The organism is Pseudoalteromonas sp. C8 (assembly GCF_011378685.1).
Taxonomy (GTDB): domain Bacteria; phylum Pseudomonadota; class Gammaproteobacteria; order Enterobacterales; family Alteromonadaceae; genus Pseudoalteromonas; species Pseudoalteromonas arctica.
On record NZ_WTKT01000012.1, the window covers coordinates 38,860 to 61,743 of the forward strand.

The following is a 22,884-nucleotide window of genomic DNA, read 5'->3' on the forward strand; positions in this document are numbered from 1 at the left end:
GTCATAGCCATTATAAATTTTATGACAAGTAGTTTTTTACGATTTAGCAGTAAGGAGAACGTCTATGTTAATACAGTTAAACCCAACTGGGGTTTTAGATTTACTGTCGCAATTAGAAGTTGATTTATTAGAGCAATCTTCTGCTAGTGAGCGTTATAAGTTATTTAGAAACTGCGTACTAGCAGTGCTTAATGTAGGTAGCCATACCGACGAAAGTAGCGATATATACGACAAATACAAAGATTTTGATATTCGTTTAGTAAGCCGCGAACGAGGCATTAAAATTGAGCTTGAAAACCCACCCGAAACCGCATTTGTTGATGGCGAAATAATTACCGGAATTCACGAGCATATATTTTCTGTTATTCGCGATATTTTGTTTATTTGTCAAAAATACGAAAAAGATTTAAAAGAGCAAAAAGCCATTACTCATATGGTGTTCGATATGCTCAGAAATGCCGGTGCTTTGCGTGTTAATAGCGAGCCAAGTATGGTTGTTTGCTGGGGCGGACACTCTATAAACGAAGTTGAATATAAATACACAAAACAAGTAGGTTACGAACTGGGCTTACGTGGATTAAATATTTGTACTGGTTGTGGCCCTGGTGCTATGAAAGGCCCAATGAAAGGTGCCACTATTGGCCATGCAAAACAGCGCAATACCAATAACCGTTACTTAGGCCTAACAGAGCCAAGCATTATTGCTGCAGAGCCACCAAACCCTATTGTTAACGAATTAGTTATTTTACCTGACATTGAAAAGCGCCTTGAAGCTTTTATAAGAACAGCTCACGCTATTATCATTTTTCCTGGTGGCGCAGGTACTGCTGAAGAATTGCTATATTTATTAGGCATATTACTTCATCCAGATAACACCAAACAATGTTTGCCTGTGATTTTAACTGGCCCTAAAGAAAGTGAAGCGTACTTTAAAGAGCTGTGTGAATTTGTTGAAATGACGCTTGGTAAAGAAGCATTAGATAAGTTTGAAGTTATTATTGATAATCCTGAGTTAGTTGGACAAAAGCTAAGATCGGCTATGGCCAATGTTCGTGATTACCGTAAAAGTGAAGGCGATGCCTACTACTTTAACTGGACGTTAAAAATCGATAACGATTTTCAACAACCTTTTGCACCAACACACGAAAATATGGCAAGTCTTGATTTACATCTTGATCAACCAAAGCAGTTATTAGCGGCTAATTTACGCAGAGCTTTTTCAGGTATTGTAGCTGGAAATGTAAAAGACGAAGGCGTTAAAGCCATTAAGCAAAACGGTCCATACATTTTAAGTGGCGAGCCTGCCCTTATGGAAAATATGGATACGTTATTACAAGCATTTGTTGATCAAGGCCGTATGAAACTCCCTGGCAGCAAATACATTCCGTGTTACAAAATAAAAGCATGAGTTTTATAGTTTGAAACCCCATTTACTTCTTATTGATGCGCTTAATTTAATTAGGCGCATTTACGCCGTTGACGCTAATCAAAAACATCACAGTGATGAGCAAATGATACAAACGTGCTGTGCACGTGTAGCTCATGCGTGTAAAAAGCTTTTAAATACAAGTAATGCAACCCATGCGATTGCGGTATTTGATGGTGACAAAAGCTGGCGTTATCATTTTTATAAAGACTACAAACACTCCCGTGCCCCAATGCCTCAAGTGCTAAAAGATGCCTTAGAGCACTTTAAAACCGCAATAGAAGAAACCGGTATTGTTGTATTTGAGCCTATTAACGATGAAGCCGATGACATTATTGCAACGCTTGCGTTTAAGGCATCAAATAATCAAATAGCTAATACTGTTGTCTCTACTGATAAAGGCTTTTTACCCTATATAGGCCCCTACATTACAGTTTATGATTACTTTAAAAAACTCTATTTAGATGAGACAAGTATAAAAGAGCGTTTTGGTGTTGAGCAAAATAAGCTCGTTGATTTTTGGGCATTAGCGGGTGATAAAACAAATGATATTCCGGGAGTAAAAGGAATAGGTACTAAGTCTGCGCAGCAAATAGTTAATAACTATAATTCAATTGAGCATGCGGCCGAAGATGAGTCTCTAAGCCCGAGTATTAAAGCAAAGTTAGCCGCTAATATGGATATGTACGTAATCTCAAAGCACTTGGTTAGTTTACGCACCGATATAAATTTAGGCTTTAGTTTAAAGCAGTTAAGACTTAATTAGTCGCAAGTTAATAGCCTCTAAACATTACAAAACGTATACTATTATTAGTTACCGGAGTCAGAGTAAACCATATTGAAAAAATTTATCCGATATTTAATCTTAGGTTTAGGGCTATATGCACTGATAGCAGCGTTGGTGATCACCTTTTATAAAGACGATCCTCAGGCTATGATCTGGCAAGACCGAGAAGCTTTTAATAAACGTTATATCGAAAAACTATCACTTGAGCAGCCAACAACACTAAATACTGTGCTTGATTATTTAGGCAGCCCCGACCTTACTTATGCCAAACGAGATGGTGAACAGGTATTTCAGATTGTTTTTTACCGTACACAGCATAAAACATCTGACGGTATAACCACTATGGATGAATGTACTGGGTTATTATTTAAAAATGGGCAGCTATTTTTATGGGGTCCTAGTGCATATAATAAATATCAAGAACAAAATTAGGTGAAGGTTTAATGGATGAAGCTGTTTCAACTACTTTAGAGCAGCTGCTTAATAATACGCAGCTGTTTTTAAGCTATTATAACAATAAACAAAAATGGACAGCCTTATACCCCATGGCAAGTAAGCTAGCTGAGCAATATAGAGTGCTCTATAGCGAACAGCCATTCGCATTACAAGCTCGTTTAACACTTTATAATCCTAATTATTCTTATGCCACCAACTTAGTTGTTAGTCAGAGTGTAATAACCGCTGCACTTTGTAAATCTCAACACTATAACAATGCCCTAAGCGAGCTATACATAGCGGCTTCACTCATTGAGCATTTATGTGTTGGAGCGCAATTAAACAAACTTTGCGAGCAAACACCTTTTCAAGACTCCGATAAAAACATATGGAAAATGCGTCATCAGTTAGCTGCAAAAGTAATGTTATCCAGTGGCGATTCTGCCAAACCCGTTACGCAATTATTAGCTAAGTTAAGTAAATATAAACAAGCATTGGTAAGTGCTCCTAAAATAATGCTTTACGATGGGGGCATAACACTAATTGCTTTAGCAAATATTATTAGTATGAACATTACTAGTAATACGGCTAATAAACACATGAGTTTATTTAAGGCACTTACTGACTTGTATATTCGCACACCAAACTTGTTTGCACTGCAGCTAATCAAATCACTTATAGCCCATTTAGGGCCACTATTACCGGGAAGCCGCGTTTTTTATGCCGAGCAAACCATGATTTATTTAGCGACTGATGCGCAGCAAAAACATATTTTAATTAGTAACGCTAATCCAAATAAATTGGCTTGGTTTAGCGTTAAAGCAACCCTTAACGACAACCCAAAACAATGGCATTGCGCTGATAAAACCATTAGCTTCAAAGTGTTTAACAGTGAACATGTTAAGTCAAAAAGTGTGGTTGGCGTTGATAAAGCACAGTCTTTACTTGAACTAATAAGTAATATTAAGTCACAGCACGAATATAGCTATAAAGGGCTAAGCCAGCTAATGGCGGCTCACCCTCAGGTAGTTGCTAATTTATGTGAGGCAGTAAAACCTTATAATAAGGAGCATCAGGCCGCTAAAGACTTAAAGCATAGTTTATCGATGGTCGGTTATTATAATGCACCTGCGATAATTCAAAGAGTTGTTTTTGAGCAATTAGTTAATGTTACCCCACACCCTCTGCAAGCCTACGTTACTAACAGATTAAATGGTTTAGTGAAAATAATGGCCTTATTAGTCAGTAAAAATAAACATGACCAGTTTGAACACATTACATTACCTTTATATGCTTATGCTCATTTTTTATTAACGCAATGCAGTACACAGCTTTCTCGTAAAACGCTGATTGACGACACACCAAATAAAACATTGAGTGCCCCTATTTGCTCATTTTTTGGTGTGGATTCAATTAATAACGAGCAACTAACGCAACAGCTTACTCATTTATTAAGTGACAACCCATGGACAACGGCACTTTTAGAAGCAGAGCAAACACCTAAAAAACACTTAACTGATTCTCATAAACTCTGGATCACACTTAAAATTGTTGCACAGAGTGTTTTTAAACCAGAACTTGCGCTAACAGCGTGGCAACTGCAAACATTAAACGAACAGCTGAAAATACTAAATTGGCAAAACCCAACTGATTTTAATCAAAAATTAGAATCTCTCGCGTTATTTAATAGTATTTAATTTATGGGACCCTATTTAACGTCTTTATACCCATTATAACTTTGGTGTATACCCGGTATTTCTTGTATAAACTAGCAAAATGGGTGATAAGTTGATATAAATGCGCCCTTAAATTTTCAAGCACGTTCACATAAATGATCTAACAAGCGATTACTCTCTCAGGGTAATAATTTATGTGCAAATCAAACTCTTTAAAGGAAAAGTCAATGGCCAAACAAACCATCACAGTGATCAAAGGCGACGGCATCGGTCCGAGCATTATCGACTCAGCACTTGAAATATTAAAAGCCGCAGGTTGCGACTTTGATTATGAATTTGTTGATGCTGGCCTAGCTGCACTTGAAAAAACAGGTGAGTTACTTCCACAAGACACGGTTGATACAATAGCTAGAAACAAAATCACTCTTAAAGGCCCATTAACAACGCCTGTAGGTGAAGGTTTTACGTCTATTAACGTAACACTTCGTAAGCAATTTGGTTTATACGCTAACGTACGCCCTGTTAAATCATTTGTTGGCACTAAAGCACGTTACGACGATATTGATATCATTACTATTCGTGAAAATACGCAAGGTATGTACTCAGGTGCAGGCCAAATAGTAAGTGAAGACGGTAATGAAGCAGAAGCAAAATCGATAATTACGCGTGAAGGCGCAGAAAAAATCGTAACTTTTGCATATGAGCTAGCGGTACGTGAAGGTCGTAAAAAAGTAACTGCTGTTCATAAAGCTAACATTTTAAAATCAACATCTGGTCTGTTTTTAAAAGTAGCACGTGAAGTAGCTGAGCGTTACCCACAAATTGAATCAAATGAAATGATTGTTGATGCAACGTGTATGAAACTGGTAATGACACCTGAAGAGTTTGACGTAATTGTTACGACTAACTTATTTGGTGATATTTTATCTGACCTTTGTGCTGGTTTAGTTGGCGGTTTAGGTATGGCTCCAGGTGCTAACATTGGTGAAGATGCAGCAATTTTTGAAGCTGTACACGGTAGTGCACCAGATATTGCTGGCAAAAACCTAGCTAACCCAACATCTGTAATTTTAGCGTCTATCCAAATGCTTGAGCATTTAGATATGGGCGATACAGCAGAGCGTATTCGTAGTGCTGTTGCTGATGTAATTAAATCAGGCGACCGTACAACTCGCGATTTAGGCGGCAGCCACGGTACAACTGATTTCACTCAATCAGTAATTGACCGTTTATAATTAATATTTGTTATTAATTTAAATAGCCCGCTAATTTAGCGGGCTTTTTTTATTTGTTAATTAAGCTTATACCAACCTGGTGTATTTATGCAGGTTAGTATTAAACCTAAATAAACTTAACAGTAGTAATCCTAATAAACCTGCCAATGATCCGCCACTTGAACCCGAACTACTTTGTTGCTTTTGCACTGTAAGAGATAACTCTTTAGTAAAAGTATCATTTGTTTGAGTATCAGTAACATTCAACGTTACACTAAATGCACCGCCAGTCTGATAAGTATGCCTTGGGTTTTGTAAGTTTGATACCGCACTGCCATCACCAAAATCCCAACTGTAATTATAACTATTAAAGCCGCCGGTTACTTGCGCATTAAATTGAGCGCTTAAATCATTTACTGTAACGTTTGCGTCTATGCTAAGCGGAACAGTTGCCGTTACATCAACCGCTTTAGTTTGCTCCGTGCCTTCGTTATCTGTCACTGTAAGCGTTACTTGGTAATCACCAGAGTATAAATAATTATAAGTGAGCGATTGCGTCGTTAAAGTACTTCCATCCCCTAGCTGCCAATTATAAGTATAAGGTGCGACTCCACCTGTAAACGAAGCTTGAGCTGTTAATATTCCTTGGATTATTTCATATTCAATTTCATTTACAGATAATGGCTCAACTAATGTAACTTGAGCTACAGCTACTTGCTGTGAAGTATCATTACTTGCCATAAACTCAACGCTATAGGTGCCATAGTCTTGATATTCATGAGTAGGCGTTAACTCTGTGCTTGAACTACCATCGTCAAAATTCCACGTAAATTTATCCGCAGGCGTGAGTGCAAAACCTTCTACATTAAAATTAACGATTAAACCTGTTTTGGTAAAATTAATACCCTTAGTAACATCGTAATTAAGCTCTACTTCTATATCTTCACTATCAGCTGACTGGCTTATAATATTAAACCCAAAGCCAACCTGTGGAAGGGCAACGCCCGATGACTGTTGCGCTGAAAAGCTATAGTCGGTTTTATCAGTAAACTCTGTAATAGCTGATAAATCATCATCACCTAATCCAGCTCGCTGTGGATATAAACTAAAAGCAGCATCACGAATTTGAATTGCTGAAGCAGCCGGAGTTTGCGTACTGCCTTTATTTATCGAGCGCTGATCAGCATCTACCACTAATGCAAAACCACTACCTGGATGCTCTGTCGTGTTGTTATCTGCTTGAGATTCATTGCTATACCACAATAATAATCCCGGTGAGTACTGCTCTGCTTGCAAACTACTATCAACGCCTGTGTATGAACGCAATTGTAAATAGTAATGTGATGGCGATGCATATGTGTAACTACCTATTTTTTCAAAGCCATTAAACTCGGTGTTAATTTGATCTTGTGCATTATTTTGCCAAATTAAAGTATCACTTTGCACAATACGCATATCATCCACAACAAAACCATAATAATGTGTGTTCGCATCTGTTATGTATTCAATTTTTAGATCAATGATTTGCCCAGAATAAGCAGATAAATCAAACTCATGAGTTAAATAGCCGTTAGGCTGCTTAGCATCACTATTAAAAAATGAATCACCTGATATATACGGACCAATGTCACCATAGTATGGGTTAATTGCTTGGGTATAATTACTAGCAATAGGCTCCCCATTTACTTTTACCTGTACTAAATCATAGTCGCGCTCAATACTATAATAAGCAATAAAGCTTAAAGTAAGTGCCTCAGTTGTGTTTGGTAGCGTTACTGTATTAACTAGGCTGTTACTAACATTGTCGCCCGTATTTGAATAGTATTGAAAATCGCCTTCTACTGGCGTTTTAAATTTTTCGAGTCGAGATGGCAGTGTTATTTTTATTTGGCTTTGTAGTTGTGAAGTACTCGCAGTATTAATTAATGTTTGCTGTGCGTTAGCATCTATCTCATCCATATCAAGCGTGAGCTGATTAGCCCAATTACCCTGGTATCGATTTTGTAAATATTCAAGCGCATAAGGACTAAACATAACAGGCTCTGAACCTCGTGGCGAACCTGCCCAACTTCCTGTCGACATAACTGACCAAGACGCAACAGGCTCACCTACCGTGTTAGATTGTAAGTCGTATTCATCTAATAATCCCAAGTCATGCCCAAACTCATGTACCACCACGCCAATCCCAGCATCAATTGGATTAATTGTGTAACCAAAGAGTTTAATACTGCTGCCTGTAATCTCGCTCGGCCCGCTATTTTCATCAAATACATAGTAGCGGTGCGACCAAATAGCATCAGTGCTTAGGTAACCGCCACCTGCTTCCTCGCCAATACTTGAATGAAAAATCATTACATGGTCAATAATGCCATTGGGTTCGTTAATAATTCCATCGCCATCTACATCATCTAAATCAGTTAAATCATAGTCCGTTAAATTAATATTAAACTTTGCAACCGCCTTCTCCACAGCCTCTTTGACTAAAGCGGGCGCATTTTTATCACGTGTACTGCCTTGGCGTTCACCATATATTTTTGCATTGTTATCAGCGGTTACCCAGCCATATACCTGCCCGTTAAAGTTTAAGCTATTACCAGACGCTGCTTTATAATAATCAGCAGCCGTTGATATGCTTTGTCCATCAGGGCCCGCATAACCTTCAGTATTAAAAAGCATTTGCTGATAGTGTTCAGTTGAATAATCAGCGTAAAACATATCTGTGTCCTGCTCTACAAGTCGATTATCGTCATGTTTGAGGTCAGGAAAATCAATTAAGATAGCTAACACTTTTACATCATTAACGCTTTGATCAGGCACTAACGACGTTGAAAAAGCGGCTTGTTGTTTATTTGTGTTTGAAAAATCCGTAGAGGAGGATTTAAATTGCCTAAAGCCATTTTTAATTGAGTGATTGGCAACTTCTTTGTTACTCATATATGACTTAAATGAACTATCTAACTCACTAGAGGATATTTGGTCTCTTTTTTTAAGCCAATATAAAATACGTTCTTCGTTAGTTATACCAACATCATGCGGGCTTAAATTATTAGCCGCTACTATAGGGCTTAATAGCGTAGTTAAAAGCGCAATTAACGTCACTTTTTTCACTGTATTTTCCTCAAACATAATTATGTAGTAATCATACCTAATAATAGAAATTTAAACATGCGATAAAAACATATAGTTAACATGTGCAATAAAAGTTAATGGTCTTTCACACTCTTTTATAACTAAAATCAAACACACAACCTAAAACGCATAATTTCTGCTAGTTAACTCAGTTAAATACAGCATTTCTGCAGATTTAAATTAAAAAAAACTACAAAACGAATTTAAAATGCAAAAAACCACTTTCAAGGTTGACATAAGGGTTCAAAACCCTTAAAAATAAACCTATACAGAATTTTTAATTTAAAAGCAGTGTTTTGCTAAGTAGAGTAAAAACTATGAACACACAAATTAACCTTTTAGTCGTACTCGTACTGGTCTTAGTTATAAGCCCAGCGGGGATGTATTAAAAGGTGATACTGCTTTTTAAAAACCCTCGCACTACGCGGGGGTTTTTTTATGCATAAAAAAAGCGCACAGAGGAATGAGGATGAGCAAACAAGAATATAATGGCTCTGAACTAGTAGTTCAGGCATTAAAAGAGTTAAAGGTAAAATACATATTTGGCTACCCCGGTGGTTCGGTTTTAGACTTATATGATGCACTTTTTCAGCAAGATGATATTGAGCATATATTAGTACGTCATGAACAAGCTGCCACACATATGGCTGATGGTTATGCTCGTGCTACTGGAGACGTTGGTGTTGTACTTGCAACCTCAGGCCCTGGCGCTACAAACTGTATAACGGGTATTGCAACGGCCTACATGGATTCAATTCCTATGGTTGTATTGTCAGGCCAAGTGCCTACAAGTTTAATTGGTGACGATGCATTCCAAGAAACTGATATTGTGGGTTGTTCTCGCCCTATAGTTAAACACAGCTTTAACTGTAGAAGTGCTAAAGAAATCCCAACAATCTTAGCTAAAGCCTTTTATATAGCCAGTACAGGTCGTCCTGGACCTGTTGTAGTTGAGCTTCCTAAAGATATGCTTAACCCTGCCATAAAGTTTGAATACGAATTTCCTAAAACAACAGAGCTAAGAACATACAGCCCTAATACTAAAGGGCATTCAAAACAAATTCGTAAAGCGGTAACAACTATTCTAGAGGCCAAAAAACTGGTTATCTATTCTGGCGGTGGTATTGTTATTTCAAATACGTCAGAGCAATTAACGCATTTAGTTGAGTCGTTAAATGCGCCCATTACCAATACACTAATGGGGCTTGGCGGCATATCAGGTGTGCATCCAAACTTTGTAGGTATGCTAGGCATGCACGGTACGCTTGAGGCTAACAAAGCAATGGCAAACGCCGATGTGATTTTAGCGCTTGGTGCACGTTTTGATGACAGGGTAACTAATAACGTTAAAAAGTTTTGTCCAAATGCCACAATTGTTCATGTAGATGTAGATCCAACTTCAATTTCAAAAACAATCAAAGCACACATACCAGTTGTAGGTTGTTTAGCAACCGTACTTGAACAACTACAAACGGGTATTGATAAAAGCCCAATTAAAATAGATCGCAGCGCGCAAGAAGATTGGTGGCGCCAGATTATCAGCTGGCGTGAACAAAAATGTTTAAGCTACAACACAGATGGCGACAAAATTAAGCCACAAGCCGTTATTGAAGCTGTTTATAAAGCCACTAATGGCGATGCTTACGTAAGTTCTGACGTTGGACAGCACCAAATGTTTGCAGCGCAATATTACCCATTTAAGCATCCTCGTCAGTGGATAAATTCTGGCGGCCTAGGCACTATGGGCTTTGGTTTACCTGCTGCTATGGGCGTAAAATTAGCCTTTCCTGATAAAGAGTCAGTGTGTATTACAGGTGATGGCTCTATTCAAATGAATATTCAAGAGCTATCTACCTGCTTGCAGTACAACCTAGCTGTAAAAGTTGTATCACTCAATAACCGCTCTTTAGGTATGGTACGCCAATGGCAAGATATGGTTTACGGCGGTCGTCATTCATCATCTTACATGGACTCACTGCCTGATTTTGTTAAGTTGGTTGAAAGCTACGGGCATGTGGGTATTAAAGTAAACACACTTGATGAGTTACAACCTGCAATCGATAAAGCTATGAGCATAAACGATCGTTTAGTCTTTTTAGATATTCTTGTAGACGAGAAAGAACATGTATACCCAATGCAAATCAAGTTAGGTGGCATTGATGAGATGTGGTTACGTAAAGGAGTAAAAGCATAATGCGTCGTATTTTATCTATTCTATTAGAAAACGAACCAGGTGCACTGTCGCGTATTGTTGGGCTTTTTTCACAACGTGCATACAACATTGACAGCCTAACTGTTGGCACAACTGATGATCAGTCGTTATCACGTATTACCATTACCACCATGGGTGATGACAGAGTGGTTGAACAGATCACAAAACAAGTTAACAAATTAGTCGACGTGCTTAAAATTATCGATTTAACAGAAATGAGTCACATTGAGCGAGAGTTATTGCTTGTTAAGGTATTTGCTCAAGACGAGACGACTCGTGCAGCGGTTACCCGCGTAGTTGATGTGTTTCAGGGTGTTATTTTAGATATGGGCCGACAAAGCTATAGCCTGCAACTAGTGAGCAGTACAGACAAAATAGAATCGTTTTTAGACACACTTCGCCATGAAACCGATATTATTGAAGTTGTACGTTCTGGTGCTGTTGGCATTGGCCGAGGCGATAAAGCCTTAAAAGCATAAATTTATAATATAAAGGCATCAATTGATGTCTTTATTAAACATAAAAAAAAAGAGCTAAATAGCTCTTTTTTTATTTTAATTCGTTAAACCTATTAAGGGTTTACTTGGTCTTTAAGACCTTTACCTGCTTTAAAGCTTGGGATAGTTGCCGCTGCGATTTGGATCTCAGCACCCGTTTGTGGGTTACGGCCAGTGCGAGCTGCACGTTCTTTTACTGAGAAAGTACCAAAACCAACTAATGCTACTGAATCACCTTCTTTTAAAGAAGAAGTTACAGCACCTGTAAACGCGTCAAGAGCACGAGTAGCAGCGGCTTTAGAGATTTCTGCATCAGTAGCAATTTTTTCAACTAATTGAGCTTTATTCATTGTTAGATTCCTATTCGTTATTATTTTGCCTTCGCAAAACCTATCTTTATGCATTTTTAAAGAGTTAGCAACAGCAAATTGCATTTTTTGCTTAAATTCTTAAAAAATGAGTAAAATTTAAATAATTCTCGGTAGAATACAGCGTGTTGGGTTAACAAAGACTTAATTTGAGTACAATTTTGGCGCAAGTTAAACAACTGGGTAAATAAGCTATATTTTTTCGATAACTAAGGTCACTTCCCCGACCTCGACTCCAAACTTAACAATAGATGTGCGGTTTATCAAGCGCGATTGTGTAACCAGGTACATCCAATCGTCAAAATTCACTTCTAAAGTACTGCCATCGTATGGAAGCTCTACATCATAATTCCAATGAAATACGCTGCCGTCACTTTTGCCTTTTGCTGTACCTATAACATCAGCTGCTGTCCCCGTTAAACTATTGTCTTCATTTAACGTTATTTTCCAGATTCGCTTTTGGGTTTCGCCATCATCATAAACAAAGTCTTCTTCAATAACGCCCTGGTTACCGTCCCAAGTCGCATTCATATCTACGACAAGCTTTCGGGTCAATTCGCCTTTAAAGTCTTGTACAACACCATAGGCTTTCAAATTTCCGCTAAAAAAGGTTTTAAAGTCAAAATTTGGCGATGTATTTTTATAATGTTCAACATTTGGTGCCGAACAGCTAATTAAAAGTAGAGCCGAGAGGCTCATAACAGCTGCTTTTAACGTGTTTAATATGTTCATATTAATTCCCTAATAATTGCTTTCGTAATTTTGGCTCAGAGGTTTTTTCATCAAGCCAAATAGCTAAAAAGTCACTCGAAAATTGAGGTTCATCAATTTCACCCATTTTTTCATCATTATGATAAAAAGTGCTCATACCTTGCTCATTTGTCACTAATGTTAGTGAGTCACCCTTTTTTATATCAGGCCAAATAGACAACAATTTACTGTCGTATTTGTCTGCCAGCCCTGTTTTTCCAAGATGTTCCCACTGCTCATTTGTTGCTTTTACTATTTCTTTAGCGTCAAAGTCACGCAAATAGGTAAGCTTAAACTTAACAGGATGTGTTCCTGCGCTGTAATTACCTGAAGGGGTAAATAGCACAGCGTCATATACATCCCAAAATAAATACTCCATTCGTGCTTCGCCTACTTTATTAAATTGTGTGTTAGCTAAAACAATTGAAGTGGTAAGCAAATAAAAAGTAACTGCCTTTAGTAAAAATTTCAAAATAAGCTCCCTTTGAGTCAATGGGTAATGTTACGAAATAGAAATTGTGGAAGATCAGCGATTGATGAATAACTTGATTTTTTGGTTTATGAAAAGAATAACAGTAAACACTGTAGACCAAAGCGCCCCGTAAACGAGCCAGAATTGCCATAAAGGTAAACCTAAACTTATTACTTCAAAGCGCGCTCCAGCCCAATAACTTGCTGGCGCAAATGCCATACATACCAAAAAGGCCTGCCAAAGCTTTAATTTACTCAAAAAAACCATAGAGGTATTCAAAGAAAGTAATAATGCAGCCCATAAAAAGACGAGCCATAGAGGGAAGGGATAAACTTTAAATTCTAACAAGCCTAACTTTACCGCTATAAATTCTAACAATAGTGCTAAAGGTAGGGCTTTAATTAATAGTAAGGAGTCTTGTTTTTTCTGCTTTGACAAACAAAACATTAAAACAATAATCAAGCCACTAAAAAGTAGCGAATTGGCTTCAAGCAGCAATGATAAAAACCACACTGCTTGAAATAAAACAAAATTAGTAACCGAGCGCAATATCATCGTTATCACTAGTAAAACGAGGTTTACGCGCCATTAAATGTACCGTACTTGTTGCTCTGGCTCTAAACGCACCTTCACAATAAGCAAAATAAAATAACCATAAACGATAAAAGCGTTCATCAAATTTAGAGCGGTCTAAATCAGGCCAGCTTTTTATAAAACGAGTTCGCCAATCTGCTAATGTTCGTGCGTAGTGAGCGCCAATATCATTAACAGTATGAATAACCATATCGGTATTATTTTTAATCTGCTCACTCATTTCGTTAAGCGATGGCAAACATCCGCCCGGAAAAATATACTGCTGAATAAAGTCAGAGTTTTTTAAGTAGTGCTTATAACGCTGATCGCCAATAGTAATTGCTTGAATAAGCATGGCGCCATCGTCTTTTAGGAGCTCACCACACTGAGTGAAAAAGCTCGGCAAATAATCATGACCAACCGCTTCTATCATTTCAATAGAAACAAGCTTGTCGTATTTACCTTTTAGTAGTCTGTAGTCGAGCTTAAGTAATGTTATTTTACTTTCAAGACCAAGTTCAACAATCTTGTTAGCTACATAATCATGTTGCTCATCAGATATGGTTGTTGTTGTTACATGGCAATCGTAATGTGTGGCTGCATATATAGCAAATGCCCCCCACCCTGTACCAATTTCGATTACTGAATCATTTTTTTGAAGCTCAACTTGCTCACAAATGCGTTTAAGCTTGTATTGTTGAGCCTCTTCAAGTGTGGCTTCTTTTGTAGGATATACAGCACTTGAATAAAGCATTTCTTTACTTAAAAATGATTCGTACAAATCATTACCTAAGTCGTAATGAGCAACAATATTTTTCTTAGAACCCGATTCTGAATTTTTGTTTTTTATGTGATTAAATCGGTGTGCGATATTACTAAAAAATGCGAATTTTTTTTCAAACTCATCGAGTTGCTTTTCGTTTATAGCAAATATCTCAATGAATGAAGTTAAGTTGTCACAAGACCAATGTCCCAAAATATACGCTTCACCAGCGCCAACGCTCCCAGATAACGCAAACGCTTTATACATAGCTTTATCATTAACTGTTACTGTTGCTTTTAACGCAGACGATACATCACCAAAAACTGTACGCTCATTTCCTTCAATTAAAACAACTTGACCTGTTTCAATTGACGAAAAGGCTTTAGTCACTAATTTTTTATATATATTAGTTAACCAACTAGTGCTTTGTTCGCAATTTAAGCTCGACACTTTATCCATTAAAATACCTATTAATTGTCCTGACTACCTATGTGCTTTAAGGCTTACCTGAGTGACCTAAAAAAGGTACTCGCTTTATAAACAACTTTAATGCTTGATAATAAATACCTTTGAAAATAGACCATGTCATGGCCGGAAAACGTTTAAACAACTTATTAATCTCTTCGTTAGTGAGTTCTTTACGTTTCAAGCGAAGTGTTGCATCAAATAATAACTCTTCATTTCGCTTATTTTCAATGTGTATCAATGTTTTATCAGGCGATTGTTTAACATGCCAATGATAGTTCATATCCAGATTCATAAATGGTGATACGGAAAAAACCTTCTTAAAGTTCACTTTTTTTTCTAAAGGGACTAAATAATAATGACGTTCGTTCCATGGTGTATTACTCACTTCAGCTATCATGTACTTAAAACGGGTGTCGTTGTGGCCAAAAAAGTAAAAATTAACAGGGCTAAAATACACACCAAAACAACGAAACTGCCCTAGCATGTAAATATGAGAAAAGGTTTCAGTAATACCTAAATTGGCAAGTTGATCATGCGCACGCTCAATAAGAGGTCGTTTAGCAAGTTCTGAGGTATCTTTAAGATAATCAGCTTCATTAAATTTTAACGCTTTTAAGCCTGACGTACCTATGTGTTTATGCACACCATTTAGTTGTTGAGTATTATTTAAATCAACCCACATCATATACAAAGGGTAACTAAAACGATGTTCTTTAACAGCAAAACGGCGATGTTTTATATCGCCTAAATACACTGCACTAGTCAAATTCGACCCCAAGTTGCTTGGCTACATCTACACCACTGTGTACGCCATCTTCATGAAAACCATTGTACCAATAAGCACCACAAAAATAACTATTGTTTTGTCCATCAATACTGTGTTTAAGCTTTTGAGCAGCAATTGACTCTTGGTTAAATACAGGGTGATGATAAGTAAACTCGCGCAAAATTTTACTTTGGCTTATTCCTTCAAGGTGATTAAGCGTTACACAAAACTGTGTATCCGATTGTATACCTTGCAAAATATTCATTTGGTAAGTAACAACAGCTGCTTTATCAGTGTTGTTATTAAGTAGGTAGTTCCAACTTGCCCATGCCGCTTTTCTATCTGGTAAAAGGTTTGTATCGGTGTGCAGCACAACTGAATTCTCAGTGTAAGCTATTGCACCCAATACTGACTTTTCTTGCTCAGTCGCATCACCAAGTAGTGCAAGCGCCTGATCTGAATGACAAGCAAATATTACTTTATCAAACTTACTTAATTCACCATTGGCAAACTCTATTGTTACTTCATCATTTTGACGCGTAACAGATTTAATATCTGTATTAAGTTTAATTTTATCAGCAAAACCTCTGATCAGTGGCTTAATATACTGACGAGAGCCACCTGGTACTACATACCACTGTGGTCTGTTTGTTACATCTAAAAGGCCATGATTAAAGAAGAACTTAACAAAAAATTCAACGCCTACATTTTCCATTTCTTTAATACTGGTAGACCAAATAGCCGCGCCCATCGGAAGGATATAATGGTATTTAAAAAAGTCATTAAAGTGATTGTCACTAAGCAGTTGCCCTAATGATTGATCAGATTGGTAATCATCTTTTTCATGTAGTGCTTTACACAGTTTGTTAAACCTAACAATGTCGTACAATAATCGCCAAAACTTAGGTCTAAAAATATTACGACGCTGTGCAAACAGGCTTGTAAACGTATGGCCATTGTATTCAAAGCCAGTGGCTTCGTTATGAACACTAAAGCTCATTTGCGTTGTTTGTTTATCTACACCAATACGCGATAGTAACTTTTCAAAGTATGGGTAAGTTCTGTCATTAAATACAATAAAGCCAGTATCTATTGCGTATTTTATGCCGCACACATCAACATCAACCGTTGCAGTGTGGCCACCTATATAATCATTTTTTTCAAATACGGTTACATCATAATGTTTATGAAGCAAATGCCCACATGTTAAACCAGATACACCAGTTCCTATTATTGCTATTTTTTTCAACGGGCTAATCCTTTTGCGATTTTAAGCCAAATTGGGAGTGGCAAAATACGTAATGCCTTTAATATAAGTGTAAAACGGTACGGAAAGTGAACATCTTTTCGGCGCTTATGTATTCCCTTAATCATATAATCTGCGGCTTTTTCAGCGGTAACAGCCATAGGCATCGGGAAATCATTTTTATTAGTAAGCGGAGTTTTCACAAAGCCAGGGTGAACTAAAGTCACATCAACATCATCTAAATCAACAGCTAAGCTTTTTGCTAAGTAACTTACACCCGCTTTTGATGCACCATAAGCTTCTGAACGAGGTAGCGCAAGATAGGTAACACTTGAGCTGACCAAAACAAGCTGACCACCTGAATTTATTTTAGGAAGTAGCGCCTCAAGGCAATACCCCATAGAGAGTAAATTTACGTTTATTACACGTTCAAACAATGCACTATCAAAGTTTCGTGCGTCATCTATGTATTCACAGTTACCCGCGTTTAAAATAACACGGTCAAAATGAGGAAAGCCAACTGTCGACTCTTTAATGTCTTGTAGATTAGTTGCATCAAATTTACATGCTTGAATATTGTCGTATTTAGCAAGCTCAGCGAGCTTTTCACTATTACGGCCACAAGCTATAACAGTGTCTCCCATCTGTGCATATTTAATTGCTAACTGCTCACCAATACCAGAAGTAGCACCCGTTATAAGTGTGATCATAATTAACCTGCCCTTTTATCAATTAGCTTTATAACACTACCAAGTAAAGGAATATGTTTGTACAGCAACTCGCCCACATTAAAGTAGTCTCTGTGCTTGATAATTTTGCCATTTTCAAAAATAAGCTTGCTATGACCTTCTACCGATATAGTTTTACCTGATGAAAGCTTTGGATGTGCATAGTGCATAGTCCAATAGATAAAAGCATTGTTGCCGCTATCAAACGAATCATTAATATCAAACTGACAATGCTTAACATTGCTATATAAGTTAGCAAAGTACCTGCGCAATTCTACAATGCCATTAATTTCATGCATCGGGTCTATAAACTGTATGTTGTCACAGTAAATATCACTCAATAAATCAAGAGTAGTGCTATCAAGCTGTTGGTATATTTCAACAAATTTATCTACTGGTAACTGGTTATCCATATCACACCTTAAATGCAGCAAGTGCACGTTCTCGTGCCGCTTTATGATCAACTATTGCTGGCCAGTAACATTCCTTATCTTTACCTATTGCGGCTAAATAAGTGTGTGGAAAATGAATGTGTTTATCTGGCACGTTTTCAAGCTCTGGCAAATACTTACGGATAAACTTGCCAGTTGGATCAAAGCGCTCGCTTTGTCTGATAGGGTTAAAAACTCTAAAGTAAGGCTGAGCATCACACCCGGTACTTGCAGCCCACTGCCAGCCACCATTATTTGAGGCTAAATCGCCATCAATTAGGTGCTGCATAAAAAAGCGCTCACCTTCGCGCCAGTCTATTAATAAATGCTTAGTTAAAAAGCTCGCAACAACCATACGTAAACGATTGTGCATCCAACCGGTTTGCTTTAGTTGTAGCATTGCAGCATCCACTAACGGGTAACCTGTACGCCCTTCACACCATGCTGTAAATTCATTTTCGCTTTTACGCCACACTACGGCGTTGTACTTTTCGTTAAAGTTATCACCGCGCGAAAGCTTCGGAAATTCAGCAATTAAATGCCTGTAAAATTCGCGCCAAACGAGCTCGTTAATCCACGTAAACGTTTTACTTTTTGACGTAGTTAAAATATCAGGATAACGCTGCTGAATATTAATAAGAAGCTGTTTTGTGCTTACAATACCAAGTGCTAAATACGGGCTTAAACCTGATGTGCCTTTTACGCTGGGTATATCACGCTGATCGTCGTAGCTTGTAAGTTTGTCACATATAAAATTATCAACTACGGTTGAGAGTGTTTCGTCGTCAACCGGCCACTTATCTGAGCATCCATCACTTTTTAGTAAATCACTCTCGTCAAACTCAATAGGGTCAGAAGTTAAAGGCCATTGTGGCAAACTAAAGTGTGTATCTTGATACTGCTTTAACCATGCTCGCTTAAATGGAGTAAACACTTTATACATTTCATTACTTTGGTTTTTAACCGTTCCAACAGGTGCAATTAAATCACCTTCGTACAAAGTAAAAGTAATTGAAAGCTCATCGCATTCGTGCAAAATTGCTTTATCGCGGTTTACTTCATTAAGCTCATATTCTGTATTAGCAATTACGTGTTTTACATCGTTTGCTTTACAAAAATCAATAAGCTCACGCGTACAATCAGAAAAGCTAGGCGCTTCAATAACATGTAAAGTAATGCCGTAATCAGCAAGCTGAGATTGAAGATAAGTAACTCGGCGCTTGAGTAAGTCAATCTGAATAGGCGCAGCTTGGTGCTGTTGCCACTGTTTTTCAGACACAAAAAAAATGGCGTGTTTAGCGCCATTATTTAGCGCTTGAATTAACGCTTCGTTAGAAAAAAGGCGCAAATCGCGCCTAAACCAAAATAATGTATCCATTAAATACCAAATCGTAGTTTTAAATCGTGAGGGTAAGGGTTAAAAAACACTTGTTTTTCAAGGTACTCATTTGGGTGAACCTTCAAATGATGTTTTAACAAGGTAAGTGGTACATATAATGGCACCAATCCTTCGCGGTATTCGTCTATGGCATCACGAAGTTCTTGTTTTTCAACCTTCGATAAATCATTTTTAAAGTAGCCTTGTAAATGCATTAGGGTGTTGCAATTATTTCTTCGAGAAGCTGGCTTTTTCAGACCTGTCATCAAACCTAAAATATATTCATCTGCAACTGCATCTATATCATCGCCTAAGTAAGTTCCAAGCAAGTTACCCAAATCACGATAAGCTTGATAGTTATGAGCCATCAACAAGTACTTATACTGAGAGTGAAATTGAGTAAGCTTATGAACCGTAAGCGGCTCTTGTACTAATTTTTGCCAGTTTTTAAATACGTAAATTCTCATTACAAAGTTTTCACGTAAATGCATGTCGTTTAAACGTCCGTTTTCTTCACATGGCAATAATGGGTTGTGCTTCATTATTTGCTCAGCAAAAAAACCAACGCCTTCAGAGGTATTACCTGTTCCTGCTTCATTGTATATTTTAATGCGCTCCATGCCGCAACTTGGGCTTTTTGCACAAAATACAAACCCGCTTAATTCTTTAGCTTGTTCAGTTGCAACTTTTTTACCATATTCAGTAAGTTGTTGTCCTACTTCGCCGGTGCCATCTGGGCGGCATACTTTAATAGTATCGCCAACTTTAACTTGGCGAATAGTTGGACGAGGTATCGGTAAACCAACAGCTACTTCCGGACAAAACCGTGTGTATTCAACGTGTTTGCCTAGTTCATCCATACAAAAATTTGACTTTTTATGTCCTGTGTCAAATCTAACTTTTTCGCCTGCTAAGCAGGCGCTTATACCTATTTTTATTATATCTGTGTGCATATATTCTCTTAGTAAATCAAATTACCTATTGGATTTAGTAACTTGCTGAAGCCCTTATTAAAATGTAGCGCACTACTGACAACTGTAAAGCATAAACATCCATCTTTCGTTAAAGGTGTATGTTGATGGCTACCATCTTGCCAAATAAAATCGCCTGGTACGTAATTACCATCTTCATCACTAAACTCACCGTCTAGTAGTAAAGTAACTTCAAATCCGGTATGTGTATGCTCAGGAATTTCGCCACCAGCATCAATATGTAGCAAGCTAGAACGCAGCGCACCATCATCAAGCGAAACGCGAGATCGTGCCAGCTTACCAACTTGTGTAAATTTGCTATGAGAAATACGTGTTAAAGCACGTGGAAGTTGGTAGTTATGCTCATTCACTTTAATAGATACAGGCTCTACTTCGTAAACTTCATCGATAGAATCATCAGACATGATCATATCGAGAACATTTAGTTCAAATTCTTCAAGTAAATCAGATTTCTCAGTTTGAGGTTTCTCAAATTGAGCAGGCTCTTCACTAAATAATGCATTTGCATTACTTGCTTCAATTTTAGCTACTTTAGCTTGGCACACAGGGCACATATCTACGTGAATAGAAACGGCTAAACTCAATGATGTAGCAAGTGATGCATCGCAATACTGTGTCAGTAAAGTTTCACTCGGGTGATGTTTAATCATGCTGATCTCCCATTTCATTACGTAATTTTTGCAAGGCCAAACGTAACCGTGATTTTACCGTGCCTACTGGAATATTAAGTTGATGTGCAAGTTGCTCTTGCGACATATCTTGAAAATAAACGCCTCTTACCACTTCGCGTTGAGCAATTGGTAATTTGTCTAAATAGCGCTTAATTTGCTTATCTTCTAAATGATCACTGTATTCGTGATGCGTATCTTGTGAGTCGTTTAGTAACGGCCAAATATCTTCGCTTATATTTTCTTCTTTATTACTTTTCATTTTACGAAGCATATCGAACGAAGCGTTACGCATAACGGTATAAACCCACGTAGTCGCAGCGCCTTTTTCACTATGATACAAATGTGCTTTACGCCAAACAGACGTTAATGTCTCTTGCACAAGCTCCATAGCTTGAGCTTCAACACCAAACTGCTTAATTCCAAAGCGTTTAATTTTTGGCGCAAAGTATTCAAATAAATATGAAAACGCTTTTTTATCGCGTGATTGCGCAACATCTATAAGCGCTTGCATGAGCTCTTTACTCGGCGTTTCTGGCATGGCAGTGTACTTACCTGTATTAGGTTCACAACGTGGTGACTGTTGTTGACTTACCATAATAATTTATCCCGTTATTGCTTTTGTATTAAGTAATACGGGCAATAATTAATTTAGGATCATAAAATTTAGGCAAATTCGTTATTAATCACAGTATGGAGGAAATTCAGTAGGTTATCAAAATTCGTTTCAAACGCAAGTTGCTGTTTTTTCTCAATAGAAACAGGTAGGAGTTCGAGCCAACGTGCTGCAATCCAGGGAAGCTTGTCAAAATGAGTTTTCTTGTACAACAAATTAAGTTCCGGATTACCTTGAAACACGTTTTTAAGCGCGTCGTGTAATAGGTAATGTTCACCAATGTGGTTGTTAGAATCTTTGTACCAATACGGCGTATTACAAGGCGATACCAAGCCATGACGTAATTCGTCTTCGTCTTGATAAACATCATTAATTTGCACGTTTTGCGATGCAAATACATCAATTAATAATACATCGTTATCGTCTTGGTCAAAATCAATAATATCAACAAGGCAACCTTGCGCGCTTATATTAAAAGGCGTGTCATGCTCGAACGTACAAAGCACAAACCCTGTATTATTTTTTAATGCGGTTTTAACCATATTTAAATAGCGAGGCTCAAATATGCGTAATCGCGTATAACCTTCAGGTAACATAAAAATGGGTAATGGAAAAATCGCACGTTTCATAAAGTCTACTTATTTCAAACACTCTGCCTTTATTTACGTGCGCTTTTGCTAAGTCGATCAGCTTTGTATGAATCGAATTAATTACCAGCTATATAATTGGTTAAAGATTAAACCAACCTCCCATAGCTTTAAACACTTGAACCGAGTAATAAGCGCTAATCATACTGACTACGGGTGCTAACATTAATGCAAATAATCCAAGTTCACTGCTCATCGTTTTAATCCTTTAAGTGGTTTATTTTACGTTTTTTATACTAGTGTCAGTATTTTTAAGCGTTGTGCTATCTGTTAAAACGGGCTCATCTAATAACCCCTCTAAAACAGTTTTAGCATCAAAATAAAGCGTTTCCTTTAGTGATTTTTCAAGCTCGATTGTGGTTTGCTTAACATAGCTTGCTACACTTTGAGTTAATATATCAGTTACATCTAGGTCCACTTCTACTGCATGTACTTGCGCAGAACCTAATACTAATAAACTTGCCATAGCGATTTTAATTGAATGTTTCATAATGGTATTCCTTGTTTGTGTATTGTTTAGACGTAGTTATATACTCAAGGGTTGTGCCAACATAAAAACAAACCTTAACCAATTGTAATTAAACAACTTTACACGCATTACTTTAATTTAAAAAATTCATCTCTCGTTAATTTAACCATTTA

General features: G+C 37.4%; 23 protein-coding genes. 7 read left to right on the top strand and 16 right to left on the bottom strand.

Translation table 11 applies throughout. The annotated features are described in order from the left end of the window. The first annotated feature begins 64 nt into the window (after nucleotides 1-64). The 5 genes from ppnN to GQR39_RS12730 all read left to right on the top strand — a co-directional run bounded on the left by ppnN (nucleotide 65) and on the right by GQR39_RS12730 (nucleotide 5,559). Nucleotides 65-1,408, top strand: a complete 1,344-nt coding sequence (ppnN, locus tag GQR39_RS12710; protein ID WP_007580678.1) for a nucleotide 5'-monophosphate nucleosidase PpnN — start codon at nucleotides 65-67, stop codon at nucleotides 1,406-1,408. 10 nt (nucleotides 1,409-1,418) lie between these two features. Further along, entirely contained in the window at nucleotides 1,419-2,192 is a 774-nt protein-coding gene (xni, locus tag GQR39_RS12715; RefSeq protein ID WP_165735773.1) for a flap endonuclease Xni, read from the top strand. 69 nt (nucleotides 2,193-2,261) lie between these two features. Beyond that, the gene (locus tag GQR39_RS12720) at nucleotides 2,262-2,645 is read left to right on the top strand and encodes a DUF3192 domain-containing protein (protein WP_024591078.1); all 384 of its coding nucleotides are present in this window, start codon (nucleotides 2,262-2,264) and stop codon (nucleotides 2,643-2,645) included. 11 nt (nucleotides 2,646-2,656) lie between these two features. Continuing rightward, complete coding sequence (locus GQR39_RS12725; protein ID WP_165735774.1) at nucleotides 2,657-4,345, top strand: hypothetical protein; 1,689 nt, start codon at nucleotides 2,657-2,659, stop codon at nucleotides 4,343-4,345. Nucleotides 4,346-4,551: 206 nt separating this feature from the next. After that, nucleotides 4,552-5,559 (top strand): isocitrate dehydrogenase, encoded by a 1,008-nt coding sequence (locus GQR39_RS12730; RefSeq protein WP_007580684.1) that lies wholly within the window; start codon nucleotides 4,552-4,554, stop codon nucleotides 5,557-5,559. Nucleotides 5,560-5,625: 66 nt separating this feature from the next. Here GQR39_RS12730 and GQR39_RS12735 read toward each other — a convergent pair whose 3' ends face one another. Beyond that, nucleotides 5,626-8,646 (bottom strand): immune inhibitor A domain-containing protein, encoded by a 3,021-nt coding sequence (locus GQR39_RS12735; RefSeq protein WP_165735775.1) that lies wholly within the window; start codon nucleotides 8,644-8,646, stop codon nucleotides 5,626-5,628. A gap of 490 nt (nucleotides 8,647-9,136) precedes the next feature. Between GQR39_RS12735 and GQR39_RS12740 the strand changes: the two genes are divergently transcribed. Together GQR39_RS12740 and ilvN are read left to right on the top strand one after the other, a co-directional pair. Next, nucleotides 9,137-10,861, top strand: coding sequence for an acetolactate synthase 3 large subunit (locus tag GQR39_RS12740; protein ID WP_010552970.1), 1,725 nt, complete (start codon nucleotides 9,137-9,139; stop codon nucleotides 10,859-10,861). Beyond that, nucleotides 10,861-11,358 carry an acetolactate synthase small subunit gene (ilvN, locus tag GQR39_RS12745; protein WP_007580691.1) on the top strand — a complete coding sequence of 166 codons (498 nt, stop codon included), beginning with the start codon at nucleotides 10,861-10,863 and terminating at the stop codon, nucleotides 11,356-11,358. Before GQR39_RS12740 ends, ilvN begins: the two co-directional genes overlap by 1 nt. Before the next feature lie 92 nt (nucleotides 11,359-11,450). On the opposite strand, the gene GQR39_RS12750 is transcribed toward ilvN, so the two are convergent. The 15 genes from GQR39_RS12750 to GQR39_RS12820 all read right to left on the bottom strand — a co-directional run bounded on the left by GQR39_RS12750 (nucleotide 11,451) and on the right by GQR39_RS12820 (nucleotide 22,732). After that, nucleotides 11,451-11,726 carry an HU family DNA-binding protein gene (locus GQR39_RS12750; RefSeq protein ID WP_002962474.1) on the bottom strand — a complete coding sequence of 92 codons (276 nt, stop codon included), beginning with the start codon at nucleotides 11,724-11,726 and terminating at the stop codon, nucleotides 11,451-11,453. Between the two features lie 210 nt (nucleotides 11,727-11,936). Then, nucleotides 11,937-12,476, bottom strand: a complete 540-nt coding sequence (locus tag GQR39_RS12755) for a DUF3833 domain-containing protein (protein WP_010552971.1) — start codon at nucleotides 12,474-12,476, stop codon at nucleotides 11,937-11,939. Nucleotide 12,477: 1 nt separating this feature from the next. Further along, nucleotides 12,478-12,966, bottom strand: coding sequence for a chalcone isomerase family protein (locus GQR39_RS12760; protein WP_010552972.1), 489 nt, complete (start codon nucleotides 12,964-12,966; stop codon nucleotides 12,478-12,480). A gap of 54 nt (nucleotides 12,967-13,020) precedes the next feature. Continuing rightward, nucleotides 13,021-13,521 carry a DUF2878 domain-containing protein gene (locus GQR39_RS12765; RefSeq protein ID WP_007580697.1) on the bottom strand — a complete coding sequence of 167 codons (501 nt, stop codon included), beginning with the start codon at nucleotides 13,519-13,521 and terminating at the stop codon, nucleotides 13,021-13,023. Beyond that, on the bottom strand, nucleotides 13,499-14,761 hold the full coding sequence (locus tag GQR39_RS12770) for a cyclopropane-fatty-acyl-phospholipid synthase family protein (protein WP_165735776.1): 1,263 nt from the start codon (nucleotides 14,759-14,761) through the stop codon (nucleotides 13,499-13,501). The genes GQR39_RS12765 and GQR39_RS12770 overlap by 23 nt, the downstream gene beginning before the upstream one ends. Before the next feature lie 37 nt (nucleotides 14,762-14,798). After that, a complete protein-coding gene (locus GQR39_RS12775) occupies nucleotides 14,799-15,536 on the bottom strand; it encodes a DUF1365 domain-containing protein (protein WP_165735777.1) in 738 nt (245 codons plus the stop codon). Then, nucleotides 15,529-16,785, bottom strand: coding sequence for an FAD-dependent oxidoreductase (locus GQR39_RS12780; RefSeq protein WP_007580703.1), 1,257 nt, complete (start codon nucleotides 16,783-16,785; stop codon nucleotides 15,529-15,531). Before GQR39_RS12780 ends, GQR39_RS12775 begins: the two co-directional genes overlap by 8 nt. Next, on the bottom strand, nucleotides 16,782-17,492 hold the full coding sequence (locus tag GQR39_RS12785) for an SDR family NAD(P)-dependent oxidoreductase (RefSeq protein WP_165735778.1): 711 nt from the start codon (nucleotides 17,490-17,492) through the stop codon (nucleotides 16,782-16,784). Before GQR39_RS12785 ends, GQR39_RS12780 begins: the two co-directional genes overlap by 4 nt. 2 nt (nucleotides 17,493-17,494) lie before the next feature. After that, nucleotides 17,495-17,923 (bottom strand): nuclear transport factor 2 family protein, encoded by a 429-nt coding sequence (locus GQR39_RS12790; RefSeq protein WP_165735779.1) that lies wholly within the window; start codon nucleotides 17,921-17,923, stop codon nucleotides 17,495-17,497. Between the two features lies 1 nt (nucleotide 17,924). Further along, complete coding sequence (phrB, locus tag GQR39_RS12795) at nucleotides 17,925-19,319, bottom strand: deoxyribodipyrimidine photo-lyase (protein ID WP_024592206.1); 1,395 nt, start codon at nucleotides 19,317-19,319, stop codon at nucleotides 17,925-17,927. Continuing rightward, nucleotides 19,319-20,272, bottom strand: coding sequence for a DUF523 and DUF1722 domain-containing protein (locus GQR39_RS12800; protein ID WP_165735780.1), 954 nt, complete (start codon nucleotides 20,270-20,272; stop codon nucleotides 19,319-19,321). The genes phrB and GQR39_RS12800 overlap by 1 nt, the downstream gene beginning before the upstream one ends. A gap of 8 nt (nucleotides 20,273-20,280) precedes the next feature. Then, on the bottom strand, nucleotides 20,281-20,961 hold the full coding sequence (locus GQR39_RS12805) for a ChrR family anti-sigma-E factor (RefSeq protein ID WP_024591091.1): 681 nt from the start codon (nucleotides 20,959-20,961) through the stop codon (nucleotides 20,281-20,283). After that, on the bottom strand, nucleotides 20,954-21,577 hold the full coding sequence (locus GQR39_RS12810) for a sigma-70 family RNA polymerase sigma factor (RefSeq protein ID WP_010552978.1): 624 nt from the start codon (nucleotides 21,575-21,577) through the stop codon (nucleotides 20,954-20,956). Before GQR39_RS12810 ends, GQR39_RS12805 begins: the two co-directional genes overlap by 8 nt. A 68-nt stretch (nucleotides 21,578-21,645) precedes the next feature. Beyond that, nucleotides 21,646-22,224, bottom strand: coding sequence for an LON peptidase substrate-binding domain-containing protein (locus tag GQR39_RS12815; protein WP_165735781.1), 579 nt, complete (start codon nucleotides 22,222-22,224; stop codon nucleotides 21,646-21,648). Nucleotides 22,225-22,459: 235 nt separating this feature from the next. Beyond that, nucleotides 22,460-22,732 (bottom strand): hypothetical protein, encoded by a 273-nt coding sequence (locus tag GQR39_RS12820; protein ID WP_165722969.1) that lies wholly within the window; start codon nucleotides 22,730-22,732, stop codon nucleotides 22,460-22,462. Between the last annotated feature and the right edge of the window lie 152 nt (nucleotides 22,733-22,884).

What these genes read in the sequence shown, in the direction of transcription:
- ppnN (WP_007580678.1), top strand. Translation starts at nt 65, where the DNA reads ATGTTAATACAGTTAAACCCAACTGGGGTTTTAGATTTACTGTCGCAA.
- GQR39_RS12725 (WP_165735774.1), top strand. Translation starts at nt 2,657, where the DNA reads ATGGATGAAGCTGTTTCAACTACTTTAGAGCAGCTGCTTAATAATACG.
- GQR39_RS12730 (WP_007580684.1), top strand. Translation starts at nt 4,552, where the DNA reads ATGGCCAAACAAACCATCACAGTGATCAAAGGCGACGGCATCGGTCCG.
- GQR39_RS12740 (WP_010552970.1), top strand. Translation starts at nt 9,137, where the DNA reads ATGAGCAAACAAGAATATAATGGCTCTGAACTAGTAGTTCAGGCATTA.
- ilvN (WP_007580691.1), top strand. Translation starts at nt 10,861, where the DNA reads ATGCGTCGTATTTTATCTATTCTATTAGAAAACGAACCAGGTGCACTG.
- GQR39_RS12750 (WP_002962474.1), bottom strand. Translation starts at nt 11,726, where the DNA reads ATGAATAAAGCTCAATTAGTTGAAAAAATTGCTACTGATGCAGAAATC.
- GQR39_RS12755 (WP_010552971.1), bottom strand. Translation starts at nt 12,476, where the DNA reads ATGAACATATTAAACACGTTAAAAGCAGCTGTTATGAGCCTCTCGGCT.
- GQR39_RS12765 (WP_007580697.1), bottom strand. Translation starts at nt 13,521, where the DNA reads ATGATATTGCGCTCGGTTACTAATTTTGTTTTATTTCAAGCAGTGTGG.
- GQR39_RS12770 (WP_165735776.1), bottom strand. Translation starts at nt 14,761, where the DNA reads ATGGATAAAGTGTCGAGCTTAAATTGCGAACAAAGCACTAGTTGGTTA.
- GQR39_RS12785 (WP_165735778.1), bottom strand. Translation starts at nt 17,492, where the DNA reads ATGATCACACTTATAACGGGTGCTACTTCTGGTATTGGTGAGCAGTTA.
- GQR39_RS12790 (WP_165735779.1), bottom strand. Translation starts at nt 17,923, where the DNA reads ATGGATAACCAGTTACCAGTAGATAAATTTGTTGAAATATACCAACAG.
- phrB (WP_024592206.1), bottom strand. Translation starts at nt 19,319, where the DNA reads ATGGATACATTATTTTGGTTTAGGCGCGATTTGCGCCTTTTTTCTAAC.
- GQR39_RS12800 (WP_165735780.1), bottom strand. Translation starts at nt 20,272, where the DNA reads ATGCACACAGATATAATAAAAATAGGTATAAGCGCCTGCTTAGCAGGC.
- GQR39_RS12805 (WP_024591091.1), bottom strand. Translation starts at nt 20,961, where the DNA reads ATGATTAAACATCACCCGAGTGAAACTTTACTGACACAGTATTGCGAT.
- GQR39_RS12810 (WP_010552978.1), bottom strand. Translation starts at nt 21,577, where the DNA reads ATGGTAAGTCAACAACAGTCACCACGTTGTGAACCTAATACAGGTAAG.
- GQR39_RS12815 (WP_165735781.1), bottom strand. Translation starts at nt 22,224, where the DNA reads ATGAAACGTGCGATTTTTCCATTACCCATTTTTATGTTACCTGAAGGT.
- GQR39_RS12820 (WP_165722969.1), bottom strand. Translation starts at nt 22,732, where the DNA reads ATGAAACATTCAATTAAAATCGCTATGGCAAGTTTATTAGTATTAGGT.